This is a genomic window from Flavobacterium ammonificans, from assembly GCF_020885975.1.
GTDB classification, from domain to species: domain Bacteria; phylum Bacteroidota; class Bacteroidia; order Flavobacteriales; family Flavobacteriaceae; genus Flavobacterium; species Flavobacterium ammonificans.
The window spans coordinates 1140011-1162286 of record NZ_AP025183.1; the positions used below are offsets into that span (position 1 = coordinate 1140011).

General features: G+C 36.1%; 20 protein-coding genes. 19 read left to right on the top strand and 1 reads right to left on the bottom strand.

Translation table 11 applies throughout. The features are described from left to right. Nucleotides 1-18 precede the first annotated feature (18 nt). From LPC23_RS05050 to LPC23_RS05100, 11 genes are all read left to right on the top strand, one after another. Nucleotides 19-1011 carry a DNA-directed RNA polymerase subunit alpha gene (locus LPC23_RS05050; RefSeq protein WP_229323202.1) on the top strand — a complete coding sequence of 331 codons (993 nt, stop codon included), beginning with the start codon at nt 19-21 and terminating at the stop codon, nt 1009-1011. A 40-nt stretch (nt 1012-1051) separates the two neighbouring features. Beyond that, the gene (gene rplQ, locus LPC23_RS05055) at nt 1052-1555 is read left to right on the top strand and encodes a 50S ribosomal protein L17 (protein ID WP_229328548.1); all 504 of its coding nucleotides are present in this window, start codon (nt 1052-1054) and stop codon (nt 1553-1555) included. Nucleotides 1556-1712: 157 nt separating this feature from the next. Next, on the top strand, nt 1713-2813 hold the full coding sequence (gene carA, locus LPC23_RS05060) for a glutamine-hydrolyzing carbamoyl-phosphate synthase small subunit (protein ID WP_229328550.1): 1101 nt from the start codon (nt 1713-1715) through the stop codon (nt 2811-2813). 201 nt (nt 2814-3014) lie between these two features. Further along, on the top strand, nt 3015-4307 hold the full coding sequence (eno, locus tag LPC23_RS05065; RefSeq protein ID WP_229328552.1) for a phosphopyruvate hydratase: 1293 nt from the start codon (nt 3015-3017) through the stop codon (nt 4305-4307). 156 nt (nt 4308-4463) lie between these two features. Next, nucleotides 4464-5735 (top strand): citrate synthase, encoded by a 1272-nt coding sequence (locus tag LPC23_RS05070; RefSeq protein WP_229323210.1) that lies wholly within the window; start codon nt 4464-4466, stop codon nt 5733-5735. A 79-nt stretch (nt 5736-5814) separates the two neighbouring features. Continuing rightward, nucleotides 5815-6729 carry a dimethylarginine dimethylaminohydrolase family protein gene (locus LPC23_RS05075; protein ID WP_229328553.1) on the top strand — a complete coding sequence of 305 codons (915 nt, stop codon included), beginning with the start codon at nt 5815-5817 and terminating at the stop codon, nt 6727-6729. Between the two features lie 75 nt (nt 6730-6804). Further along, entirely contained in the window at nt 6805-7746 is a 942-nt protein-coding gene (ctlX, locus tag LPC23_RS05080; protein ID WP_229328554.1) for a citrulline utilization hydrolase CtlX, read from the top strand. 62 nt (nt 7747-7808) lie between these two features. After that, a complete protein-coding gene (locus LPC23_RS05085) occupies nt 7809-8174 on the top strand; it encodes a CoA-binding protein (protein ID WP_229328563.1) in 366 nt (121 codons plus the stop codon). A gap of 36 nt (nt 8175-8210) precedes the next feature. Beyond that, a complete protein-coding gene (gene recR, locus LPC23_RS05090; RefSeq protein WP_229328565.1) occupies nt 8211-8831 on the top strand; it encodes a recombination mediator RecR in 621 nt (206 codons plus the stop codon). Nucleotides 8832-8861: 30 nt separating this feature from the next. After that, nucleotides 8862-10253: a UDP-glucose 6-dehydrogenase gene (locus LPC23_RS05095; RefSeq protein ID WP_229328567.1), complete on the top strand. Its 1392-nt coding sequence runs from the start codon at nt 8862-8864 to the stop codon at nt 10251-10253. 61 nt (nt 10254-10314) lie between these two features. Next, nucleotides 10315-10779 (top strand): UpxY family transcription antiterminator, encoded by a 465-nt coding sequence (locus tag LPC23_RS05100; RefSeq protein WP_229328569.1) that lies wholly within the window; start codon nt 10315-10317, stop codon nt 10777-10779. 548 nt (nt 10780-11327) lie between these two features. Here the strand turns inward: LPC23_RS05100 and LPC23_RS05105 are convergent. Beyond that, nucleotides 11328-11726: an endonuclease domain-containing protein gene (locus tag LPC23_RS05105; RefSeq protein WP_229328572.1), complete on the bottom strand. Its 399-nt coding sequence runs from the start codon at nt 11724-11726 to the stop codon at nt 11328-11330. Between the two features lie 834 nt (nt 11727-12560). Here LPC23_RS05105 and LPC23_RS05110 point away from each other — a divergent pair. From LPC23_RS05110 to LPC23_RS05145, 8 genes are all read left to right on the top strand, one after another. Beyond that, nucleotides 12561-12992 carry an adenylyltransferase/cytidyltransferase family protein gene (locus LPC23_RS05110; RefSeq protein WP_229328574.1) on the top strand — a complete coding sequence of 144 codons (432 nt, stop codon included), beginning with the start codon at nt 12561-12563 and terminating at the stop codon, nt 12990-12992. A gap of 92 nt (nt 12993-13084) precedes the next feature. Beyond that, nucleotides 13085-14086, top strand: coding sequence for a mannose-1-phosphate guanylyltransferase (locus tag LPC23_RS05115; protein ID WP_229328576.1), 1002 nt, complete (start codon nt 13085-13087; stop codon nt 14084-14086). A gap of 52 nt (nt 14087-14138) precedes the next feature. Then, nucleotides 14139-16577, top strand: a complete 2439-nt coding sequence (locus LPC23_RS05120; protein ID WP_229328578.1) for an SLBB domain-containing protein — start codon at nt 14139-14141, stop codon at nt 16575-16577. 187 nt (nt 16578-16764) lie between these two features. Beyond that, a complete protein-coding gene (locus LPC23_RS05125) occupies nt 16765-18060 on the top strand; it encodes a nucleotide sugar dehydrogenase (RefSeq protein ID WP_229328580.1) in 1296 nt (431 codons plus the stop codon). 472 nt (nt 18061-18532) lie between these two features. Next, the gene (locus LPC23_RS05130; RefSeq protein WP_229328582.1) at nt 18533-19387 is read left to right on the top strand and encodes a RhuM family protein; all 855 of its coding nucleotides are present in this window, start codon (nt 18533-18535) and stop codon (nt 19385-19387) included. Between the two features lie 386 nt (nt 19388-19773). Beyond that, on the top strand, nt 19774-20082 hold the full coding sequence (locus tag LPC23_RS05135; protein WP_229328584.1) for a type II toxin-antitoxin system RelE/ParE family toxin: 309 nt from the start codon (nt 19774-19776) through the stop codon (nt 20080-20082). Next, on the top strand, nt 20079-20390 hold the full coding sequence (locus LPC23_RS05140) for a helix-turn-helix domain-containing protein (protein ID WP_229328586.1): 312 nt from the start codon (nt 20079-20081) through the stop codon (nt 20388-20390). The genes LPC23_RS05135 and LPC23_RS05140 overlap by 4 nt, the downstream gene beginning before the upstream one ends. An 814-nt stretch (nt 20391-21204) precedes the next feature. After that, nucleotides 21205-22269, top strand: coding sequence for a GumC domain-containing protein (locus LPC23_RS05145; RefSeq protein ID WP_229328588.1), 1065 nt, complete (start codon nt 21205-21207; stop codon nt 22267-22269). The last annotated feature ends 7 nt before the right edge of the window (nt 22270-22276 follow it).

Sequence of the window (22276 nt, forward strand, 5' to 3'; positions counted from 1 at the left end):
TTGACTTAGTCGAAATTTATGGCAATATTTAATTTTCAGAAGCCCGATAAAGTTATCATGATCGATTCAACCGATTTTGAAGGTAAATTTGAATTTAGACCTTTAGAACCTGGTTACGGATTGACTGTTGGTAATGCACTTAGAAGAGTTTTGCTTTCAGCATTGGAAGGTTATGCAATCACATCGGTTCGCATCGAAGGTGTAGATCATGAGTTTTCTACTATTTCAGGAGTTGTTGAAGACGTTACCGAAATTATCCTTAATCTTAAACAAGTACGTTTCAAACGTCAAATTGAAGATATCGATAATGAATCTGTTACTATTTCAGTTTCTGGTAAAGAGCAATTAACAGCTGGTGATTTTCAAAAATTTATTTCAGGTTTTCAAGTTTTGAATCCAGAACTTGTAATTTGTAACATTGATAGTAAAGTCAAACTGAATTTCGATTTAACAATTGAAAAAGGTAGAGGATATGTTCCTGCTGAAGAGAACAAAAAACAAAATGCTGCAATTGGAACCATTTTTACAGATTCTATTTTTACTCCGGTAAAAAATGTAAAATATGCTATTGAAAACTTCCGTGTAGAGCAAAAAACAGATTATGAAAAATTAGTTTTTGAAATTAAAACTGATGGTTCTATTAATCCTAAAGATGCACTTACTGAAGCCGCTAAAGTTTTAATTCACCATTTCATGTTGTTCTCAGACGAAAGAATCACTCTTGAGGCTGACGAAATAGCACAAACAGAATCATACGATGAGGAATCATTACACATGAGACAATTGCTTAAAACTAAGCTTGTTGATATGGATCTTTCTGTTAGAGCATTAAACTGCTTGAAAGCGGCTGAAGTTGATACACTTGGTGATTTAGTATCGTTCAATAAAAATGACCTAATGAAATTCCGTAATTTCGGTAAGAAATCGTTAACTGAACTTGATGAGTTAGTAGCGGTTAAAAACTTGACCTTCGGAATGGACTTGGCAAAATACAAACTAGATAAAGAATAATCTAATCTCCCCCTTAGGGTAGGTTACATTTCATAAAGCAATGAGACACGGAAAAAAATTCAATCACTTAAGTAGACAGACTGCACATAGAAAATCTATGTTGGCTAATATGGCTTGTTCTCTTATTGAGCACAAACGTATTAACACTACTGTTGCTAAAGCAAAAGCGCTTAAACAATTTGTTGAGCCATTAATAACAAAATCAAAAGCAGATACGACTCATAATCGTCGTATTGTTTTTTCTTACTTACGTAGTAAATATGCAGTAACTGACTTGTTCAGAGATGTAGCTGCTAAAGTAGGTGACCGTCCAGGTGGATACACTCGTATCATTAAAGTTGGAAATCGTTTAGGAGATAATGCTGATATGGCGATGATCGAATTAGTAGATTTCAACGAACTTTACAACGGAGGTAAAAAAGAAGTTAAAAAAGCAAAAAGCCGTCGTGGTGGAAAAGCTAAAAAAGCGGATGAAGTTGAAGCAGCTCCTGTTGCAGAAACTCCAGTTGCTGATGCTGAACCAACTACTGAAGCTGCTGAATAGTTATGATGTTAATCATTCAATAATAGAAAAGGATAAACTAATTTTAGTTTATCCTTTTTTTTTGATTTTTTTCAAAATCATAACTTTTCAAAATCTTCTATAAAATAATTGCAATCGCTGCTTTTATAATTTAAATTTGCAGCATATTTAACTACACATGAAATACACAACTAGACAAAGTGCCATTCTATTATTAAGTGATGGAACTATTTTTCACGGAAAATCTATTGGAATTAGCGGAACTACTTTTGGTGAAGTTTGTTTCAATACCGGAATGACTGGATACCAAGAAATTTTTACAGATCCTTCTTATTTTGGCCAAATCATGGTCGCTACTAATGCTCACATTGGTAACTACGGTGTGAATGACAAAGAAATAGAATCGCAAGGAATAAAGATTGCTGGCTTAGTATGTAAAAATTTCAGTTTTAATTATTCTCGCCCAGATGCTACTGAAAGTTTAGAAGAGTATTTTATCAAGCAAAATCTAATCTGTATTTCGGATGTAGACACTCGCGCTTTAGTAAGTTATATTCGTGATAATGGCGCTATGAATTCTGTTATCTGTACTGATGGCACTCCAATTGAGGAATTAAAAGCCGCTTTAGCTCAAGTTCCAGATATGAAAGGATTGGAGTTGGCCTCTAAAGTATCTACTAAGGAGCCCTATTTCTTTGGAGATGAAAATGCTAGTTATAAAATTGCTGCGTTAGATTTAGGGATTAAAACCAACATACTTCGCAACTTTGCTAAAAGAGATTGTTACATCAAGGTATTTCCTTATGATGCCACCTATGCCGACTTAGCTTCGTTTAATCCTGATGGTTACTTCTTATCAAACGGTCCTGGTGATCCCGATCCTTTGACTAGTGCTATTGGAGTAGCGAAAGAAATTATTGCTAACAACCATCCTCTATTTGGAATTTGTTTAGGACACCAAGTAATCGCGTTGGCAAATGGGGTGTCTACTTATAAAATGTTTAATGGGCATCGAGGGATCAACCATCCTGTAAAGAACGTTATTACGGGTAAAGGAGAGATTACTTCTCAAAACCACGGTTTTGCTGTCAATAAAGAACAATTACAACAACATCCTGATTTAGAAATTACCCATTTGCATTTGAATGATGCAACTGTTGCTGGTATGCGTATGAAAAATAAAAACTGTTTTTCAGTACAATACCATCCTGAAGCAAGTCCTGGTCCACATGATTCGTCCTATCTATTTGATCAATTTATCGAGAACATGAATAAATAAAATAAAAGGCGAAGTGATACCTCTTCGCTTTTTTTGTTGGCTTATTTTCAAAATACAAGCTTATTGATTGATCTTAATTTTTCTTGCAAGAATTACAACGTTTTCGTTAATAAGATTGATTTTTTTTATATTTTCATTAACTAAAGATGTAATATATTTGCCATAAAATAATAAAGTTCAACAATTTAAAATAAACCAATTATGAGTATTATTGTCAAAATTCATGCAAGACAAATTTTTGATTCTAGAGGAAATCCTACTATTGAAGTTGATGTTATCACAGAAAATGGTGTTTTAGGTAGAGCAGCAGTTCCATCTGGAGCTTCTACAGGAGAACACGAAGCTGTTGAGTTACGTGATGGTGGAAAAGCGTTCTTAGGAAAAGGAGTTTTAAATGCTGTGAAAAATGTTAATACTCTTATCGCTGATGAGTTAGTTGGTACTTCAGTTTTTGAACAAAACGTATTGGACCAAATGATGATTGATTTAGATGGTACGCCAAATAAATCTAAATTAGGAGCTAATGCTATTTTAGGAGTGTCTTTGGCGGCTGCAAAAGCGGCTGCTAATGAATTAGGATTGCCATTATACCGTTACGTAGGTGGTGTATCAGCCAACACTTTGCCAGTACCAATGATGAATATCATCAACGGTGGATCTCACTCTGATGCGCCTATTGCTTTTCAAGAGTTTATGATTTTCCCTGTAAAAGCAACTTCTTTCTCACACTCTATGCAAATGGGTACTGAGATTTTCCATAGTTTGAAAAAAGTGTTACACGACAGAGGTCTTTCGACTGCAGTAGGTGATGAAGGTGGTTTTGCACCAAATCTAGCTGGCGGAACGGAAGATGCTTTGGACACAATTAAAAAAGCGGTTGAGAATGCAGGATATACTTTTGGTGACGAAATAATGATTGCTTTAGACTGTGCTGCTTCAGAATTTTATGTAAACGGAAAATACGATTATTCTAAATTTGAAGGACCTACTGGAAAAGTAAGAACTTCAGAAGAACAAGCTACTTATCTAGCTGAATTAGCTGCTAAATACCCAATTATTTCTATCGAAGACGGTATGTATGAAAACGACTGGGATGGATGGAAATTATTAACTGAGAAAATTGGCGACAAAGTACAATTAGTTGGTGACGATTTGTTTGTGACTAATGTAGAGCGTTTGTCTACTGGTATTGAAAAAGGAATTGCCAATTCGATTTTAGTAAAAGTAAACCAAATTGGCACCTTGACTGAAACGATCGCAGCAGTAAACATGGCAAAAAATGCGGGTTACACATCAGTAATGTCGCACCGTTCAGGAGAAACAGAGGACAATACTATTGCTGATTTAGCAGTAGCATTGAACTGTGGTCAAATTAAAACAGGTTCTGCTTCACGTTCTGATCGTATGGCCAAATACAATCAGTTGATTCGTATTGAAGAAGAACTAGGAAATACAGCTTATTTTCCTGGGAAAAAGGCTTTCAAAATTAAATAATCAACTCATTTGATAGTAATTAACCATTCGCTTATAGTGAATGGTTTTTTTTTGTAAAAAAATTAACACTTTCAATACGGGATTAATTTTCAAATTAATATTGAATTCCCTAAATTTGAGAAAAATATTTTATAAATTTTTATTTCTATTAATAATATGTCAAAAATAGCAACATTAGAAATCGATGGCAATCAATTTGAACTCCCACTTATTGTTGGAAGCGAAAATGAAGGTGCTGTTGATATAAGTAAATTACGTGACGCTTCGGGTTTAATTACATTAGATCCAGGCTACAAAAATTCAGGATCATGTAAAAGTGAAATCACTTTCCTTGATGGAGAACTAGGTATATTACGTTACCGCGGTTATTCTATTGAAGATTTGGCTGAAAAATCGAATTTTCTAGAGGTTTCTTATTTAGTTATTTTTGGTGAACTACCTACAGCAGAGCAATTGCATCAGTTTGAGGAAGACATTAGAAAATATACTTTGGTGAACGAGGAAATGAAAAATATCATTGACGGTTTCCCAAAAACAGCTCATCCAATGGGTGTTTTGTCAGCTTTGACAAGTGCCTTGACTGCGTTTAATCCAAAGTCAGTCAATGTTGAGAATAGTAAAGAAATGTACGAAGCGGTTTGTAAGACTATGGGTAAATTCTTAGTTATTGCGACTTGGACTTACAGAAAGAGCATGGGCTTCCCGTTAAATTATTATGATAATACTAAAGGATATGTAGAAAATTTCATGCATTTGATGTTTGAATTACCTACAGGGCCTTATGCTGCTGATCCAGTAGTTATTAATGCTTTGGATAAATTATTCATTCTTCATGCTGATCACGAGCAAAACTGTTCTACTTCTACTGTACGTATGGTAGGTTCTTCACATGCTGGTTTGTTTGCTTCTATTTCTGCAGGGGTTTCTGCACTTTGGGGACCACTTCACGGTGGAGCAAATCAAGCGGTATTAGAAATGCTTGAAGAAATTTACAAAACAGGTGGTGATGCGGATAAATATTTGGCTAAAGCCAAAGATAAAAATGATCCATTCCGTTTGATGGGATTTGGTCACCGTGTATACAAAAACTTCGATCCAAGAGCTAAAATTATTAAAAAAGCGGCTGATGAAGTATTGGGAACTCTTGGCGTTGAAGATCCAATTTTAGCCATTGCTAAAAAATTAGAAGAGTCTGCATTAGAAGACGAATACTTCAAATCAAGAAATTTATATCCAAACGTTGATTTCTATTCTGGAATTATTTACAGAGCCTTAGGAATTCCTACGGATATGTTTACCGTAATGTTTGCTATTGGAAGATTACCAGGTTGGATTGCACAGTGGAAAGAAATGCGTGAAAACAAAGAGCCTATTGGTAGACCAAGACAAGTTTATGTTGGACATCCTTTAAGAGAATTTAAACGATAATTCGAATACGAATATTTCTAAAGCTTCACTTTCTAGTGAAGCTTTTTTTGTTATCTTAGCTCACTTAAATCCCGAATTTATGTTGCAATTAAATGTGAAAGATGAGTCGTCAAGACTTCGAGCTGTAGTGCTGGGGACTGCAAAAAGTAATGGGCCAACTCCAAAAATTGAGGAGGCATACGATCCAAAATCATTGGAACATATTATAGCAGGGACCTACCCAATTGAAGCGGATATGGTTCTTGAAATGGATGCTTTCGAAGCAGTTTTCAAAAAGTATGGTGTAACCGTGTACCGTCCTGAAATAATTGAAAATTACAATCAGATTTTTACTCGTGATATCGGTTTTGTTATTGAGGATGTATTTGTAAAGTCTAATATTCTACCTGATAGAGAGCGCGAATTGGATGCGATTCAATATGTGATTGATCAAATGAATCCTGCTAAGGTAGTTCGCCCACCCGAAGAAGTACATATTGAAGGAGGCGATGTGATGCTTTGGGGGAATTATATTTTTGTTGGCACATACAAAGGAAGTGATTACAAAGAGTATATTACGGCACGCACTAATTGGCAAGGTGTGGAATACCTTAGAAAATTGTTCCCAAACAAAATAGTAAAAGAATTTGATTTGGTTAAATCCAAAATTGAAGCGCGTGATAATGCCTTGCATTTGGATTGTTGTTTTCAACCTGTGGGTGAAACAAAGGGAATTATCTACAAACGTGGCTTTCGAGAGGAAGCAGATTATATGTTCTTAGTACAATTATTTGGTAAAGAAAATCTATTTCATATCGAGAGAGAAGAAATGTATCATATGTATTCGAATGTGTTTTCGATTGCGCCTGATGTGGTCGTTTCTGAACGAAAATTTACACGTTTGAATAACTGGCTTAGAGAAAACGGATTTACAGTAGAAGAAATACCCTATGCTGAAATAGCCAAACAAGAAGGATTATTGCGATGTTCGACATTGCCTTTGATTAGAGAATAAATGTGTTTAAAGTTTAAAGTTTAAGGTTGTTGCTAACTTTAAACTTCTAACTTTAAACTTTAAACAATAAAAAAAATGAACCAAACTACTAACGCTATCCTAATGATTCGCCCAGTGGCGTTTCGAATGAACGAACAAACTGCTGTTAATAATTACTACCAAAAAGTGTTGGACGGATTATTACCTGCAACGGTTAATGCTAAGGCACAACAAGAATTTGATGCTTTCGTTGCTCAATTGCGTGCTGTGGGGATTCAAGTTATTGTGGTAGAGGATACTACTTATACTGATACGCCCGATAGTATTTTTCCGAATAATTGGATTTCGTTTCACGAAAATGGCGATGTGGTTTTGTATCCTATGTTTGCTGAAAACCGTCGTTTGGAGCGTCGTGAAGATATTTTAGATGTATTGGAAGACGAGGGTTTTGTGGTCAACGAAATAATGGATTATACTTCAGCTGAAACGGAAGGGTATTACCTAGAAGGAACAGGTAGTATTGTTTTGGATAGAGAAAACGGCAAAGCCTATTGTGCTTTATCTCCTCGTGCTGATGAAGAATTATTCATTGAGTTCTGCGAAGATTTTGAATACACACCGGTTATTTTTGAAGCCTTTCAAACAGTTGCAGATGAGCGAAAGCTAATTTATCATACCAATGTGATGATGTGTATTGGCGACACCTTTGCAGTGATTTGTGCCGATTGTATTGATGATAAAAAAGAACGCAAAATGGTTTTGGACAGTCTTCGCGGAGACGAAAAAGAAATCATCTTAATCACAGAAGCGCAGTTGAACAATTTTGCAGGCAATATGTTGGAGGTGATTGGTGCGAATGAGAGACGCTATTTAGTGATGAGTGCTTCGGCTTACCAATCTTTAACCAAAAAACAGATTGCGCAATTAGAGGAGCATTTAACTATTTTGAAGTCAAATTTAGATACCATTGAAGCTTGTGGAGGCGGAAGTGCCCGTTGTATGATGGCTGAAATTTTCTTACCTAAAGCAACGGTTTAGTCGGAATTATTTGACACAAACGTTTCTTTTTTGATTACTTTTGCAGCATACAATTCAAATCGATGAAAAATAAAAAAACTTTGGTGCTTGGCGCTACTACTAAACCGGAACGTTATGCTTTTAAAGCGATCACCGCTTTGGTGGGCAAAGGGCATTCTGTATTGGCGATTGGGCAAAATGCAGGTGAGGTGGCTGGAGTTAAAATCCAAACCAAAGCACTACCTATAAAAAGCATAGACACAGTAAGTTTGTATCTCAATCCAGCGCGTCAAAGGGAATATTACAATTATATAATTGAAGCTCATCCTAAACGGGTGATCTTTAATCCAGGAACGGAGAATCCAGAATTTCACCAACTGTTAGCGCTGAATGATATTCAGGTAGAAGTTGCTTGTACCTTGGTTTTATTGGCTACCAATCAATATTAAGCCAATCCGTTTTTCCAATTCACTACTTTTGTATCCATGGAATTTTCTTCAAAACTATTAGAAAAAGCAGTCAACGAAATGTCGCAATTACCAGGAATTGGTAAGCGTACTGCTTTGCGATTGGTTTTGCATTTGTTGAAACAACCACAGGAACAAACGCAGTATTTGTCTCAAGCTTTGACAAACATGCGCGAAGAAATTAAACACTGCACGAGCTGTAATAATATTTCGGATACTAATTTGTGTGAAATTTGTGCCAATGCGAGTCGGAACCATCAAATGATTTGTGTGGTAGAAGACATTCGCGATGTGATGGCGATAGAAAACACAGGACAATTTAGAGGTATTTACCACGTTTTAGGAGGTAAAATCTCACCAATTGATGGGGTAGGACCTAGTCAATTGTATATTAGTCCTTTGATTGATAAAGTAAAGCAAGGTGGCGTAAGCGAAATCATTTTTGCGTTGAGCTCCACTATGGAAGGTGATACAACTAATTTTTATATTTACAAACAAATCATGGATTATCCCGTGGAATTATCCACGATAGCCAGAGGAATTTCGGTGGGAGATGAATTGGAGTATGCGGATGAAGTGACCTTAGGACGTAGTATTTTACAACGCGTTCCTTTTGAAAAATCCATCAAGAACAATTAAATTAAAGTCGAACGACTAAAGATAGAATCAATGAAGATTACAAAAATTTGTTGCATTGGAGCGGGATATGTAGGCGGACCTACTATGGCAGTAATTGCTCAAAAATGCCCACACATTCAAGTGACGGTTGTCGATTTAAATGCAGAGCGTATTGCCGCTTGGAATGATGACAATGTGGACAATATTCCGATTTATGAACCGGGTTTGAGCGCTGTTGTAGCAGAAGCCAGAGGTAGAAACCTCTTTTTTTCTACCGATGTGGAAAAAGCGATTGATGAAGCGCAATTGATTTTTATTTCGGTGAATACGCCAACCAAAACTTACGGAAAAGGAAAAGGAATGGCGGCCGATTTAAAGTACATCGAATTGTGTGCGCGTCAAATTGCTCAAGTGGCCAAAGACAACAAAATTGTGGTGGAGAAATCTACTTTGCCGGTGCGTACTGCCGAGGCGATTAAAAATATATTAGACCATACCGGAAACGGAGTGCAATTTCAAATTTTGTCCAATCCAGAGTTTTTAGCAGAAGGGACAGCGGTTCAAGACTTATTACATCCAGATCGTATTTTAATTGGTGGAGATACTACTCCCGAAGGGCAAAATGCGATTCAGGCCTTAGTAGATGTCTATGCTAATTGGGTGCCAACAGATACAATCTTGACGACTAATGTCTGGTCTTCCGAATTGTCAAAATTGACAGCTAATGCTTTTTTGGCACAACGTATTTCGTCGATTAATGCGCTATCCGAATTGTGTGAAAAAACGGGAGCTGATGTCAATGAAGTGGCTCGTGCTATTGGAATGGATAGTCGAATTGGCTCTAAATTTTTGAAATCGTCCGTTGGTTTTGGAGGTTCTTGTTTTCAAAAAGACATATTGAATTTGGTCTACATCGCTAAGTCCTATGGATTAAACGAAGTGGCGGATTATTGGGAGCAAGTGATTATCATGAATGACCATCAAAAAAGACGTTTTTCTACTAAAATTGTACAAACTTTGTATAATACGGTGGCATCCAAAAAGATTGCTTTTTTGGGTTGGGCGTTTAAAAAAGATACCAATGATACTCGCGAATCAGCTGCGATTTATGTCGCAAATGATTTGATCAACGAACAAGCGCATATAGCAGTTTATGACCCTAAGGTCTCTTCTGTTAAAGTGTTGGCTGATTTGGATTATTTGGAAACACGTTCGCATGACGCGAATGTGGCTCAAGTACAATCCTTCTCTAATCCCTACGAAGCTTGTCAAGGTTCTCACGCTATCGCAGTCTTGACCGAATGGGATGAATTTACTACTTACGATTGGCTAAAAATATACGATGGGATGCAAAAACCAGCTTTTGTATTCGATGGTCGTAATTTGTTAGATCGTAACAAGTTGGAAACCATTGGCTTTGTATACCAAGGTATTGGGGCTTAATTTTTTTTGACTTTTAATTATTACTAACCTTAGCACCTAAGTGTCTTTGCAGCAAAATAACATGAACTGGTACGTACTCTATACTAAACCCAAATGGGAAAAGAAAGTGGCCGAGCAATTGCAAGCGATTGGAATTGATTGCTACTGTCCTTTAGTGATCAAAGAACGTCAATGGTCTGATCGTAAGAAAAAGGTCGAAATGCCTTTGTTCAATTCCTATGTTTTTGTGCACCTTGATGAGAAAGACCGTTCTTTGGTATTTCAATCACCTGGTGCTGTGCGCTATTTGTTTTGGTTACAAAAACCTGCTATTGTGCGAGAAGATGAAATTGCAACCATCAAAAAATGGCTCAATGCTCCAGATGTTGCCGAAATTGAAGTAAGTTCGTATCAAGTGGGCGATACTATTGAAGTCGATTCAGGTCCTTTTGTGAATCACAAAGCCGTAGTACAAAAAGTAACCAACTCCCATTACATTCTCGTTTTGGAATCTATGGGATACGTTTTGAAAATAAAACATAAATAAGGCTTGTCAGTTGTCTGTTATCGGTTATCGGTTGTCAGTAATTGTAATATACTGACTATTTCTAATTTACTACTTTTTTATTCCCCTCTGGAGAGGGGTTAGGGGTGTGTTTTTATTTCAACATTGAACATTCGTTATTCAAAATTCAAAACAAGGAATGATTTATATTAATGCTCTTTAATTGAGCGAAGCGACTTCCGTATATTCTCTTATATGACTTATCTGTTTTGAAAATTTACGATTTACGATGTGCGAAGTACGAATTAAGATTGCTGATTAACGATTTTAGATTTTAAAAGTAATCCGCTGAACGTAAGCTGAACATTCCCCTCTTCAGAGGGGTTAGGGGTGTGTTTTTCCATTTAAAGTATTTTTTCCGATTTTGTTTCTTGAACTAGTCACAATTTGTGACCAGTTTTTTCAAATAGTATTATAGGGTAACGAACAGATTTGATAGATACTTTATTATTTTAGGTATGTTTGTTTATTCAGAACTATTCCCCTCTTGAGAGGGGTTAGGGGTGTGTTTTTTGTTCTACTACTTACTTTCACTCTTCTAAAGATGTATTCGTCTTCTCAAATTCTAAAATATAGAATTCAATAGCACGAATTACATTTTCCATCTCCCTCAAAACTTCAAAGTCACTGAAACGTAAAATAGTTATTCCTAATTCGTTCATTCTTTTTTCTTTGACTATGTCTTTGTTATGCACTTCTAGAATTTCGTGGGAGTAGCCATCTACTTCAATACCTAACATTAAATCGTAACAGAAAAAATCTAAAATGTAATTGTCAATAGGTTTTTGTCTATGAAAATCGTAACCGTACATTTGCTTTCCTTTTAGTTTTAACCAAAGGTAGATTTCTGTTTGAGTAGATTCGTTTCGGAGTTTTTTAGCTAATTGAGTTAGCTTTGGGTTGTAGGGGATGATTTTTCGTTTTGACATTTGGGTTTAGGTTTGGGATTATAAAGTTAGTTTATTATTTTAAATGTACACACCCCTAGCCCCTCTCAAGAGGGGAATAGTTTAGTGTGAAAATATATTTTGTATTTATTGATGATATATCCACTATTATTATAGATTATAAAAGTCACACACCCCTAGCCCCTCTCAAGAGGGGAATGGTTTAGTGTAATAATATATTTTGTATTTATTGGTGATATATCCAATATTATTATGGTTTATATAAATTACACACCCCTAGCCCCTATAACTCTCGTTTTTATTGATTTTTTGGAATCGTTGAATCTTCGATTTCAAGAGGGGAACGTTTAGTGGTATTTATGCGAATTGTTACATTTTCAAATTATTCAATTGCTACATTTTTAGTGAGACTTTGTGCTATTATCCTGAGCTTGCCGAAGGACTTAGTGCTCTTTGTGGTTAAATAAATTTGAACCATATAAGTCATATAAGAAAATATAAGAAAGTCGCTTCGCTCTATTGAAGATCATTCAAGTAGTAACCCCTGAATACTTACCCCTTGAACACTGATCACTATATCGTATATCGCGAATCGTAAATCCAACATTTCTTCTCACTATATTTAGTGATATTGTAGATTAATTTCTGAAGTTTCAATACAATTTTCATTTGATTATTAGTATTTTAGGACTTTGTAAGGTATTGTTGATGATTAAATAGGGGTTGAATTTTACAAACGCATCCTATCATTCGCTTATTTTTATTACTTTTGCCAGGTTCTACATCCCGCTTATTTTCCAGCGCCACTTGTGACTGGAAATGGCGAAGCCGTACTTACATTTAAACTAAATTTTTATGAGTGCCAAACCCAAAATAGGAATTACTTTTAGCGCATTTGACTTGTTGCATGCGGGTCATATCACCATGTTAGAAGAAGCTAAAAGACAATGTGATTATTTGATTTGTGGTTTACAAACCGATCCAACTATAGATCGTCCTGACAAAAATCGTCCGGTGCAATCTGTGGTAGAAAGATACATCCAATTGAAGGGTTGTAAGTTTGTGGATGAAATTGTTCCTTATGCTACAGAGCAAGACTTGGAAGATATTTTACGTTCGTTTAAAGTTGATGTAAGAATCATAGGAGAAGAATACCAAAACAAAAATTTCACAGGAAGATCCTATTGTGAAGAAAAAGGAATAGAACTGTATTTTAACATACGGGAACATCGCTTTTCAAGTAGCAGTTTGCGTCAAGAAGTAGCAGATAAACAGGCTAAGAAGTAGTTATCAGTTGTCTGTTTTCGGTTGTCAGTTGTCAGTCATTGCGAACACAGTGAAGCAATCTCGAATTAATACAGATAATATAAATTAAAAAAATGAGTCAATCCATTATACATGTTGTTCTTACTGGAGGAGTGGGAAGTCGTTTGTGGCCCCTCTCTCGTAAAAGCCAACCCAAACAATATTTAGAATTGTTTGAAGGCAAGTCCTTGTTTGAAATGACTGTGGCTCGCAATGCCCATTTGGTAGATCAAGTCATGGTAGTGGGTAATGTAGACAATTGTCATTTGAGTCGCAAGGTTTTGGACAAAACCCAGACGCCCTATATTGACATTGTAGAAGCGACGCCAAGAAATACAGCTGCTGCGATTGCTTTTGCTGCCTTTGCTGCTCAAGCTGAAGACGTTTTAATTGTAACCCCCTCTGATCATATTATTGACGATACCGAAGCTTACGAGAGCGCCATTACAGCTGCTATTGCCAAAGCAAAAGAAAATTCAATCGTTACTTTTGGTATTGTACCTACTCAACCCGAAACGGGCTTTGGTTATATTGAATACAAAGATGATTCTGTACTTTCATTTCGAGAAAAACCCAATAAAGCCACCGCTATTGATTTTATCTCAAGAGGTAATTTTTTGTGGAATAGCGGTATGTTTTGCTTTAAAGCAAGTGTATTGTTAGACGAATTACAAAAATTTGAACCCGAAGTGTATGCGGCTGCTCAAGTAGCTTGGGAAGCAAATCAAAACGGACAATTGGATTTGGATTTATCCTTGACTATTCCTTCTATTAGTATTGACTATGCGGTGATGGAACGTTCCAAAAGAATCAAAGTAGTGGCTTCAAAATTTGCTTGGTCTGATTTGGGATCGTTTGAGTCCGTCTATGAGTATTTATTAGCGCATGGTCAACCAGTTGATGCTCAAGGGAATATGGCTATTGGTACGAATGTTTTTTCTACTTTTATTGGGTTGAAAAATACTATTTTTGTGAGTACGCCTGATGCCAATTTGATTTTGCAAAAAGAACAATCACAGGATGTGAAATATGTTTATAACCAATTAGAAAAAGAAAATTCCCAACTACTACAATAACAATTGAACAATTGCTACATTGTTTCATTTACACATTGATACATTTTACAACATGAAAAAATTACTCTCTATCACTTTTTTATTTTTTGCCTTAGTGCAAAGTTCAGGAGTTGCGGCTCAAGATTTGTTGAATAGCGCTAATTTAAGTGCTATTAATGTTGATTTTCTATCGGATATTGAAATTCAAAAAATTAGAACGCAATTGGCATCCAATAAAATAACCATTGAAGAAGCCGAACCCATTGCTTTAGCCAAGGGAATGCCTGCATCAGAGTTTGAAAAATTAAAAGCGCGATTAGGAGCGGCTACCAAATTAACAACTACAGCTGGAGTAGAATCGGATGCGAAAGAAGAAATGTCAAGTGGTAAATCTTTACGAGAACAAGAAAAAATAGACAATGTTAAAAAAGTAAAGGACTCCATCAATAATTTGGTATTTGGATCGGATTTGTTTGAAAAACCTACCTTGAACTTTGAGCCTAATTTAAAAATGGCTACGCCTATGAATTATATTTTAGGGCCAGGCGATGAATTACAAGTCAGTGTGTATGGTGTACAGGAGTTTAGTGCCAATTTACCAGTAACAGTAGAAGGTAAGGTAATCATCAAGTATGTGGGGCAATTATCGGTTATTGGGATGACAGTAGAAGCCGCTACTAGAAAAATCAAAAATGCTATTGCAGGAGTGTACAGTACGGTGCGTTCCGGTCAGTCGCAAGTGAGTGTGAGTTTGAGTCGTGTTAGGACGATTAAAATCACTTTAATTGGCAGTAAATTACCAGGTAATTTTTCTATTTCCTCTTTAGGAACGGTTTATAATGCTTTGTTTTTGGGAGGTGGACCTGCTAAGAACGGAAGTTACCGTAATATTGAATTGGTTCGAAACGATAAAGTAATCAGAACAATTGATATTTATAATTTTTTAATTAAAGGAAACCAATCGGATAATGTAGGTTTGAAAGAAGGGGATATAATTCGTATTCCGTCTTATAGCCAACGAGTAACAGTAGAAGGTCAGGTGAAACGCCCGGGTATTTTTGAAATGAAGGCTGGAGAAACTTTTCATGACTTGTTGACTTTTGCTTCTGGATTCAATGAATTCGCTTATACCAGTTCGGTTAATGTGCTTCAAAAAAACGGTAAAGAGATGAAAATCAAGGACATCAAAGCATCAGAATTTAAGACCTACCAACCGCGCTCGGGAGATTTGTTTACCATCACTAAAATTTTAGATCGTTTTGAAAATCGAATTCAAATCAAAGGAGCGGTATTCAGACCGAATCAATATTCCTATACTCCAGGCATGCGATTGGCTGATTTAGTAGCCAAAGCAGATGGCTTGAAAGAAGATGCTTACACCGCAAGAGCCACTATCATTCGTGTTAAAGAGGATTTGACTAAAGAAACGGTGTCAGTCAATCTAGGCAAAGCATTGGCGGGAGACTTAGCGCACAATATTGAATTGAAAAAAGAGGATCAACTGACTGTTTTTTCTATTTTGGAGTTCAAAGAACAATTTAGTGTGAATATTGATGGGGAAGTTAAAAAACCAGGCACCTATGAATTTCAGGACAATTTGAGTTTGAATGATTTATTATTACAAGCTGGTGGTTTGACTGGTTCGGCTTCCAAACGCGTTGAAATTGCCAGAATGATTACCGCTGAAACCATTGATGATTCTAATCCGAATAAGGTAGAGTTGTTTACCTTAGAAATCACACCAGAGAACAATGAACAAGCTGAAAACTTCATTTTGGCTCCTTTTGATGTTATCAATATTAGAAGAATGGCTCTGTACGAAAAACCAGAAATGGTATCGGTAACAGGAGCGGTGAATTATACTGGAAAATATGTTTTGGCTACCAAAAGAGAGCGTGTTTTCTCGGTGATCCAAAGAGCAGGTGGATTAACGAGTCTAGCCAATGTTTATGGTGTACGAGTGAAACGACCAATTCAGTCCAAACAAATAGAAGAAATAGCAGCGGCAGATTTTAGCGTAGCCAATACTGCAGAGGGAACTACCAGCGATAAATTGACCAAAAAATTAACAGAAGAAATACAGTACACCATAATTCCAGTAGATTGGAAAGCGGTGGTGCGCAATCCAAAACGTAGCGCCAACATTAGTTTATTGCCTGGAGATGAAATTGAAGTAGCGACTTTCAATGAAGGTGTAAAAGTAACGGGTAATGTCTTGTTGAACTCCGAAATTCCGTACAACGGTGGACGTGGATTTAAATACTATTTGAATGCAGTAGGAGGCACTGATGCCAAAGGATGGAAACGCAAAGCGTATATTATTTATCCTAATGGTAAAGCAGCGGTATCTCATTCTTTTATGTTCATTAGATCCTATCCGAAAGTGATTCCTGGTTCTCAAATTGTTGTGCCAGAACGACCATTGAAAAAACCGTTTACGATTGGAGAATTTGCTACAGTTGCCAGTGTATTGTCTAGTTTAACCTTGTTGTTTTTAACGGCGTTTAAGTAAGAAAGAAGTACGAGTTACGATAGTAGATCCCGACACTTCGGGACGAATTGCAAATGTTGACTTGAGATTGCTTCACTGCGTTAGCAATGACGAACAAAAAACAAAAAGTGTTGACTTCAAGTGCCTCAGTCAACATCAATGAGCGTTGACTGAGGCACTCGAAGTCAACCAACAACCGACAACCAAAATGTCCTACAAGCTTCAACCTTTTATTGACAAAGAAAAATGCATTTCTGTAACCGGATTAGGTTATGTAGGACTGCCTTTGGCATTAGAGTTGGCGAAGCAGTTTAAGGTCATTGGATTTGATATTAATCAAGAACGCATTGCCTTAATGCAGAAAGGGATTGATCCTTCTAAGGAATTGGATCCTACTGCTTTTGAAGGTTGCGATATTACATTTACATCGAATGTTGCTGATTTACAACAAGCGCATTTTCACATCATCGGCGTACCCACAGATATTGATTCCAATAAGGTGCCCAATTTAAAACCATTATTGGGAGCTACCAAAAGCGTGGCTTCCGCTTTGAAAAAAGGGGATGTGGTGGTCTATGAATCGACAGTGTATCCAGGATGTACAGAAGACGATTGTTTGCCTATTTTGGAATCCGTTTCAGGATTACAAGGCGGAAAAGATTTTAAATACGGTTACAGTCCGGAGCGCATTGTTCCTGGCGATAAGGTGCGAACGTTAACCAACATACTCAAGATAGTTTCGGGTAATGATGCCGAAGCTTTGGAACTGATTGCCGGCATTTATGGTAGCATTATTAAAGCAGGTTTGCATCGTGCTGAATCGATTAAAGTAGCCGAAGCAGCTAAGGTGATTGAAAATACCCAACGTGATATTAATATTTCGTTAATGAACGAATTGGCCATTATTTTTGACAAAATGGGTATTGATACCCAAGCGGTGCTAGCTGCAGCGGGAACGAAATGGAATTTCCATCCCTATCAACCGGGTTTAGTAGGAGGGCACTGCATCAGTGTGGATCCCTTTTATTTGATGCACAAAGCGAAAATGATTGGAATTGAGCCTCAAGTCATTGCAGCTGGCCGGCGAGTGAATGATTTCATTCCGTCATTTATAGCCAAACGTATTGTACAATCCTTAATTGAACAAGATAAAAATCCTGGAAAATCCAGAGTATTAGTAATGGGCATTACTTTCAAAGAAGAAGTGTCGGACATCCGCAATTCAAAAGTAGTCGATTTAATCAAAGAATTAGAAGACTATTCGATTGCCGTAGATGTCATTGACCCTTTTGGAAGCCCATTAGAATTAGCTCATGAATACAATATTGAGTTGAAAGCAGTTCCTGAAGGTAAATACGACAGTATCGTCTTGGCGGTGGGACATCAAGTCTATCGTACTATGCAACCGTCTGATTTTGAAGAGCTCTCTAACGGACCGATTTATCTTTTTGACATCAAAGGTGTGTTGAAGAAAGCGGATTATGATAATTATTGGAGATTGTAGGATGTACGATATTAGATATTAGCTTCGCTCCGTTCGGCTTCGCCTCGGGTCGAAGTACGATATAGGAATGTACCAATTCGTGTTACAAATTAAATAAAGTTTTCAGTATTCAGCTGTAAGTGTTCAGGATGTTCTAATTACATGCACTTTAATAGAGCGAAGCGACTTTCTTATAGGACCTTATATGACTTATATGGTTTAAATTTAACCACGAAGCTCACAAAGTCCTTCGGCAAGCTCAGAATGACAGCTCAAAGTCTCACTAAAAATAGAGCAATTGAATAATTTGAAAATGTAGCAATTCGTCTAAATTGCACTACACGTTCCCCTCTTGAGAGGGGCTAGGGGTGTGTAATAATTTACGATTTACGATATTTGATTTACGATGTTTGAAATGTATTAATTTAGTTATTCGAAATGCTAGTCTTTTATTAATAAACATATAAAATATAATTACCATAAAATGCCCCCTATGGAAAATAATATACTAATTTCGTATACATCAGGAATTGAATCACAACCCATAGATGTGTTAATTGAAGACGACACAGTTTGGCTCACACAATTACAAATGGTACAATTGTTTCAATCCACCAAACAAAATATTAGTTTGCATATTGCTACTATTTTTAAAGAGAGAGAATTAGAAGAAAATTCAACTGTCAAGGAATACTTGACAGTTCAAAATGAAGGAGAACGAAAAGTTAGGCGGAAAATTAAATTTTACAACCTTGACGTAATTATTTCAGTAGGATATCGAGTTAAGTCTACAACAGGAACACAATTCAGAATTTGGGCAAACAAAATTTTAAAAGACTTTTTACTTAAAGGATATGCTATTAATAATAGAATTGAAGTTTTAGAGAAAAAAGTCAGTTCGATTGAAATAAAAAATACTGAATTTCAATTATTACTAAGTTCTAATTTACCACCGCAACAGGGTGTTTTTTTTGAGGGAGAACTATTTGATGCTCATGTATTAATTTCAAAAATTATCAAATCAGCGAATCAATCTATTTTTCTTTTTGATAATTACATCGACGAAACAGTACTGACACAATTGTCTAAGAAAAATAAAGGAGTAACAGTAAAAATATTTATAAAAAACATCAGCAGACAGCTACAACTAGATGTAGAAAAATTCAATAAACAGTATGGTTCGCTTCAGGTTATTGAATTTGATAAATCACACGATCGGTTTCTAATTATAGATCAAACAGCAATATATCATTTAGGAGCTTCACTCAAAGATCTCGGAAAGAAATGGTTTGCTTTTTCTAAGTTAAATATCGATCCAGTTTTTATTTTAGGGAAATTAGATAGTTAGATAGTTCGGTATACGAGCTTGGAAATGTACCAATTTGAAAATTTGAAAATGTAACAATTCCTGATGTTAATTTAAAGAAAGTATTCAGCTGTAAGTGTTCAAGATGTACTAATTACATGCACTTTAATAGAGCAAAGCGACTTTCTTATATTTTCTTATATGACTTATATGGTTTTAAATTTACGATTTACGATATTAGATATACGATTTAATAATCTAACAATTTGAAAATGTATCAATTTGTGTAAAGAGCTTATCACAATTTGTAATAACTTTTACAATTAAAAGTTTCTATTTAATGAAACTTAAATTATATTTGCTCACAATAATAAAAAAAGATGAAGCCCCAATTTGAAATCCTTTTTTTATAAGATGCATTTAATTTTTTGAAGCAATTGGATCGAAAGCATTACGAAAAAGTGTTGTACAATATCCGTCGCGCACAAAATGAAACCAATTCTGATTTATTTAAGAAATTATCAAATGATATTTGGGAGTTTAGAACTTTGTATCAAGGATTACAGTATCGACTACTTGCTTTTTGGGATAAAACAGCAACAACAGAAACAGTAGTAATTGCGACACATGGGTTCGTAAAAAAACAAAGTAAAGTCCCAGACAAAGAAATCCAGAAGGCCATTCAATTGAAGCTTCATTATTTTGAAGAACTAAAATTAGTAAATAAGAAAAAATGAAAACATACACTTTAGATCAAGTACAAGACGAACTTATCGGGCAGATAGGTACTGTTTCGCGTGACATTTTTGAGTATGAACTTCAAATGGACTTAATTGGTAAAGCAATCAAACAGACTCGAAAAGAAAGAAATTTAACTCAAGAAGAACTTGGAAAGTTAATTGGAGTACAGAAAGCTCAGATATCTAGGATTGAAAATAATGCTAGTAATGTTACCATGGATACCTTATTGCGTGTTTTTACCGCATTAAAGGCAACGGTTAAATTGCAGATTGAATTGCCTAATTTGAATATTAGCGTAGGCTAGGATACCTATTTACGAGGTACGATATTAGATATACGATTTACGAGGTACGATTTACGAATTAAGTCATTCATTATTCAAAATTCAATATTGAATCCCGACGCTTCGGGACAACATTAGAACAACGAATGTTGAACAATGAATAAAGAATGTTGACTTGAGATTGCTTCACTACGTTCGCAATGACAGAAAACAATCAACAAAAATAAGCGTTGACTGAGGCTCCCGAAGTCAACCGACAACTGACAACAACAAATAATAATAATCTGCGAATCTACTCCGTCCGTTCGCTTCGCTCGGGTGCGGTGAAAAGATTGCTTCACTTCGTTCGCAATGACAAGCAAAAAACAATAAATGTTGACTTCGAGTGCCTCAGTCAACCTACAACCGACAACAGACAACAACAAATAATAATAATCTGCAAATCTACTCCGTCCGTTCGCTACGCTCGGGTGCGGTGAGAAGATAGCTTCACTGCGTTCGCAATGACAAGCAAAAAACAATAAATGTTGACTTCGAGTGCCTCAGTCAACCTACAACCGACAACTGACAACAACAAATAAAAATAATTTACGAATAAATAGTGAGAAGATTACTTCACTGCGTTCGCAATGACAAGCAAAAAACAATAAATGTTGACTTCGAGTGCCTCAGTCAACCTACAACCGACAACTGACAACAACTAATAAAAATAATTTACGAATAAATAGTGAGAAGATTACTTCACTACGTTCGCAATGACAAGCAAAAAACAATAAATGTTGACTTCGAGTGCCTCAGTCAACCTACAACCTACAACCAAAAACCATCAACTACAATGGAAAACGACGAAATATCATTAAGAGAACTACTGGACAAAGCCAAAGAATGGTACCAGTATCTCCTATCGCAATGGAAAGTAATTGTACTAGCAGGACTAGTAGGAGCTAGTATTGGATTAGCCTATTCCTTAACGACTAAGTCTGTATATACCGCAAGCTTGTCTTTTGCCTTAGAAGATGATAAATCAGCAGGTGGAGGATTAGGCAGTGCCTTGGGATTAGCCAGTTCTCTGGGTTTGGATTTAGGTGGTGGTAGTGGTGGAGGTGCTTTTTCAGGATCCAATTTAAATGAATTATTCAAATCGAGAACTATTGTGGAGAAAACTTTAATGCAGCCCGTTGTATCAGGAAATGATACGATTTCCTTAGCTGAAATGTACTTGCGCATTAATGGTTCACGCGAGAGTTGGAGCGACAATCCAAAAATGAAATCCATACAATTTCCGCCTTTGACTAAGCGCAAGTATTTTTCGCGGGTACACGACAGTATTATGGGTGAAATTCATGATGATTTACTAAAGAATAGGTTTAAAATTGCCCAGAAAGATAAAAAAGTAGCTGTCACTACAATTGAAGTACTATCAGAAGATGAAACTTTTGCCAAGGCATTTACAGAAGCTTTAGTTCAGGAAGTGTCTGATTTTTATGTGGATACCAAAAGTAAAAAAGCCCGTATGAATATGGCTATTTTGATTAAGCAACGGGATTCTATTCGTGCCGAATTGAATGGTGCGATTACAGGTGTGGCGGTTGCCAATGACAATACCTTCATGTTGAATCCTGCTATGAATGTAAACAAAACTCCAACAGCGAGGCGCCAAATAGATGTACAAGCCAATACCGCTATTTTAACTGAATTAGTCAAACAATCAGAATTAGCCAAGGTTACTCTAAGAAAAGAAACACCATTAATTCAAGTGATTGACCGACCTATTTTACCTTTGCCTAAAGATAAATTTGGTAAAGCGAAAGGAATCTTGTTGGGTGGAATTTTAGGTGGATTTTTTACCATATTCGTATTAGTTTTTAGGGCAGTTTTTAAAAAAATACAATTAGATTAATTTCAAT

Excerpts from the sequence above, each read along its gene's own strand:
- LPC23_RS05050 (WP_229323202.1), top strand. The coding sequence starts at position 19 with ATGGCAATATTTAATTTTCAGAAGCCCGATAAAGTTATCATGATCGAT.
- rplQ (WP_229328548.1), top strand. The coding sequence starts at position 1,052 with ATGAGACACGGAAAAAAATTCAATCACTTAAGTAGACAGACTGCACAT.
- carA (WP_229328550.1), top strand. The coding sequence starts at position 1,713 with ATGAAATACACAACTAGACAAAGTGCCATTCTATTATTAAGTGATGGA.
- eno (WP_229328552.1), top strand. The coding sequence starts at position 3,015 with ATGAGTATTATTGTCAAAATTCATGCAAGACAAATTTTTGATTCTAGA.
- LPC23_RS05070 (WP_229323210.1), top strand. The coding sequence starts at position 4,464 with ATGTCAAAAATAGCAACATTAGAAATCGATGGCAATCAATTTGAACTC.
- LPC23_RS05075 (WP_229328553.1), top strand. The coding sequence starts at position 5,815 with ATGTTGCAATTAAATGTGAAAGATGAGTCGTCAAGACTTCGAGCTGTA.
- ctlX (WP_229328554.1), top strand. The coding sequence starts at position 6,805 with ATGAACCAAACTACTAACGCTATCCTAATGATTCGCCCAGTGGCGTTT.
- LPC23_RS05085 (WP_229328563.1), top strand. The coding sequence starts at position 7,809 with ATGAAAAATAAAAAAACTTTGGTGCTTGGCGCTACTACTAAACCGGAA.
- recR (WP_229328565.1), top strand. The coding sequence starts at position 8,211 with ATGGAATTTTCTTCAAAACTATTAGAAAAAGCAGTCAACGAAATGTCG.
- LPC23_RS05095 (WP_229328567.1), top strand. The coding sequence starts at position 8,862 with ATGAAGATTACAAAAATTTGTTGCATTGGAGCGGGATATGTAGGCGGA.
- LPC23_RS05100 (WP_229328569.1), top strand. The coding sequence starts at position 10,315 with ATGAACTGGTACGTACTCTATACTAAACCCAAATGGGAAAAGAAAGTG.
- LPC23_RS05105 (WP_229328572.1), bottom strand. The coding sequence starts at position 11,726 with ATGTCAAAACGAAAAATCATCCCCTACAACCCAAAGCTAACTCAATTA.
- LPC23_RS05110 (WP_229328574.1), top strand. The coding sequence starts at position 12,561 with ATGAGTGCCAAACCCAAAATAGGAATTACTTTTAGCGCATTTGACTTG.
- LPC23_RS05115 (WP_229328576.1), top strand. The coding sequence starts at position 13,085 with ATGAGTCAATCCATTATACATGTTGTTCTTACTGGAGGAGTGGGAAGT.
- LPC23_RS05120 (WP_229328578.1), top strand. The coding sequence starts at position 14,139 with ATGAAAAAATTACTCTCTATCACTTTTTTATTTTTTGCCTTAGTGCAA.
- LPC23_RS05125 (WP_229328580.1), top strand. The coding sequence starts at position 16,765 with ATGTCCTACAAGCTTCAACCTTTTATTGACAAAGAAAAATGCATTTCT.
- LPC23_RS05130 (WP_229328582.1), top strand. The coding sequence starts at position 18,533 with ATGGAAAATAATATACTAATTTCGTATACATCAGGAATTGAATCACAA.
- LPC23_RS05140 (WP_229328586.1), top strand. The coding sequence starts at position 20,079 with ATGAAAACATACACTTTAGATCAAGTACAAGACGAACTTATCGGGCAG.
- LPC23_RS05145 (WP_229328588.1), top strand. The coding sequence starts at position 21,205 with ATGGAAAACGACGAAATATCATTAAGAGAACTACTGGACAAAGCCAAA.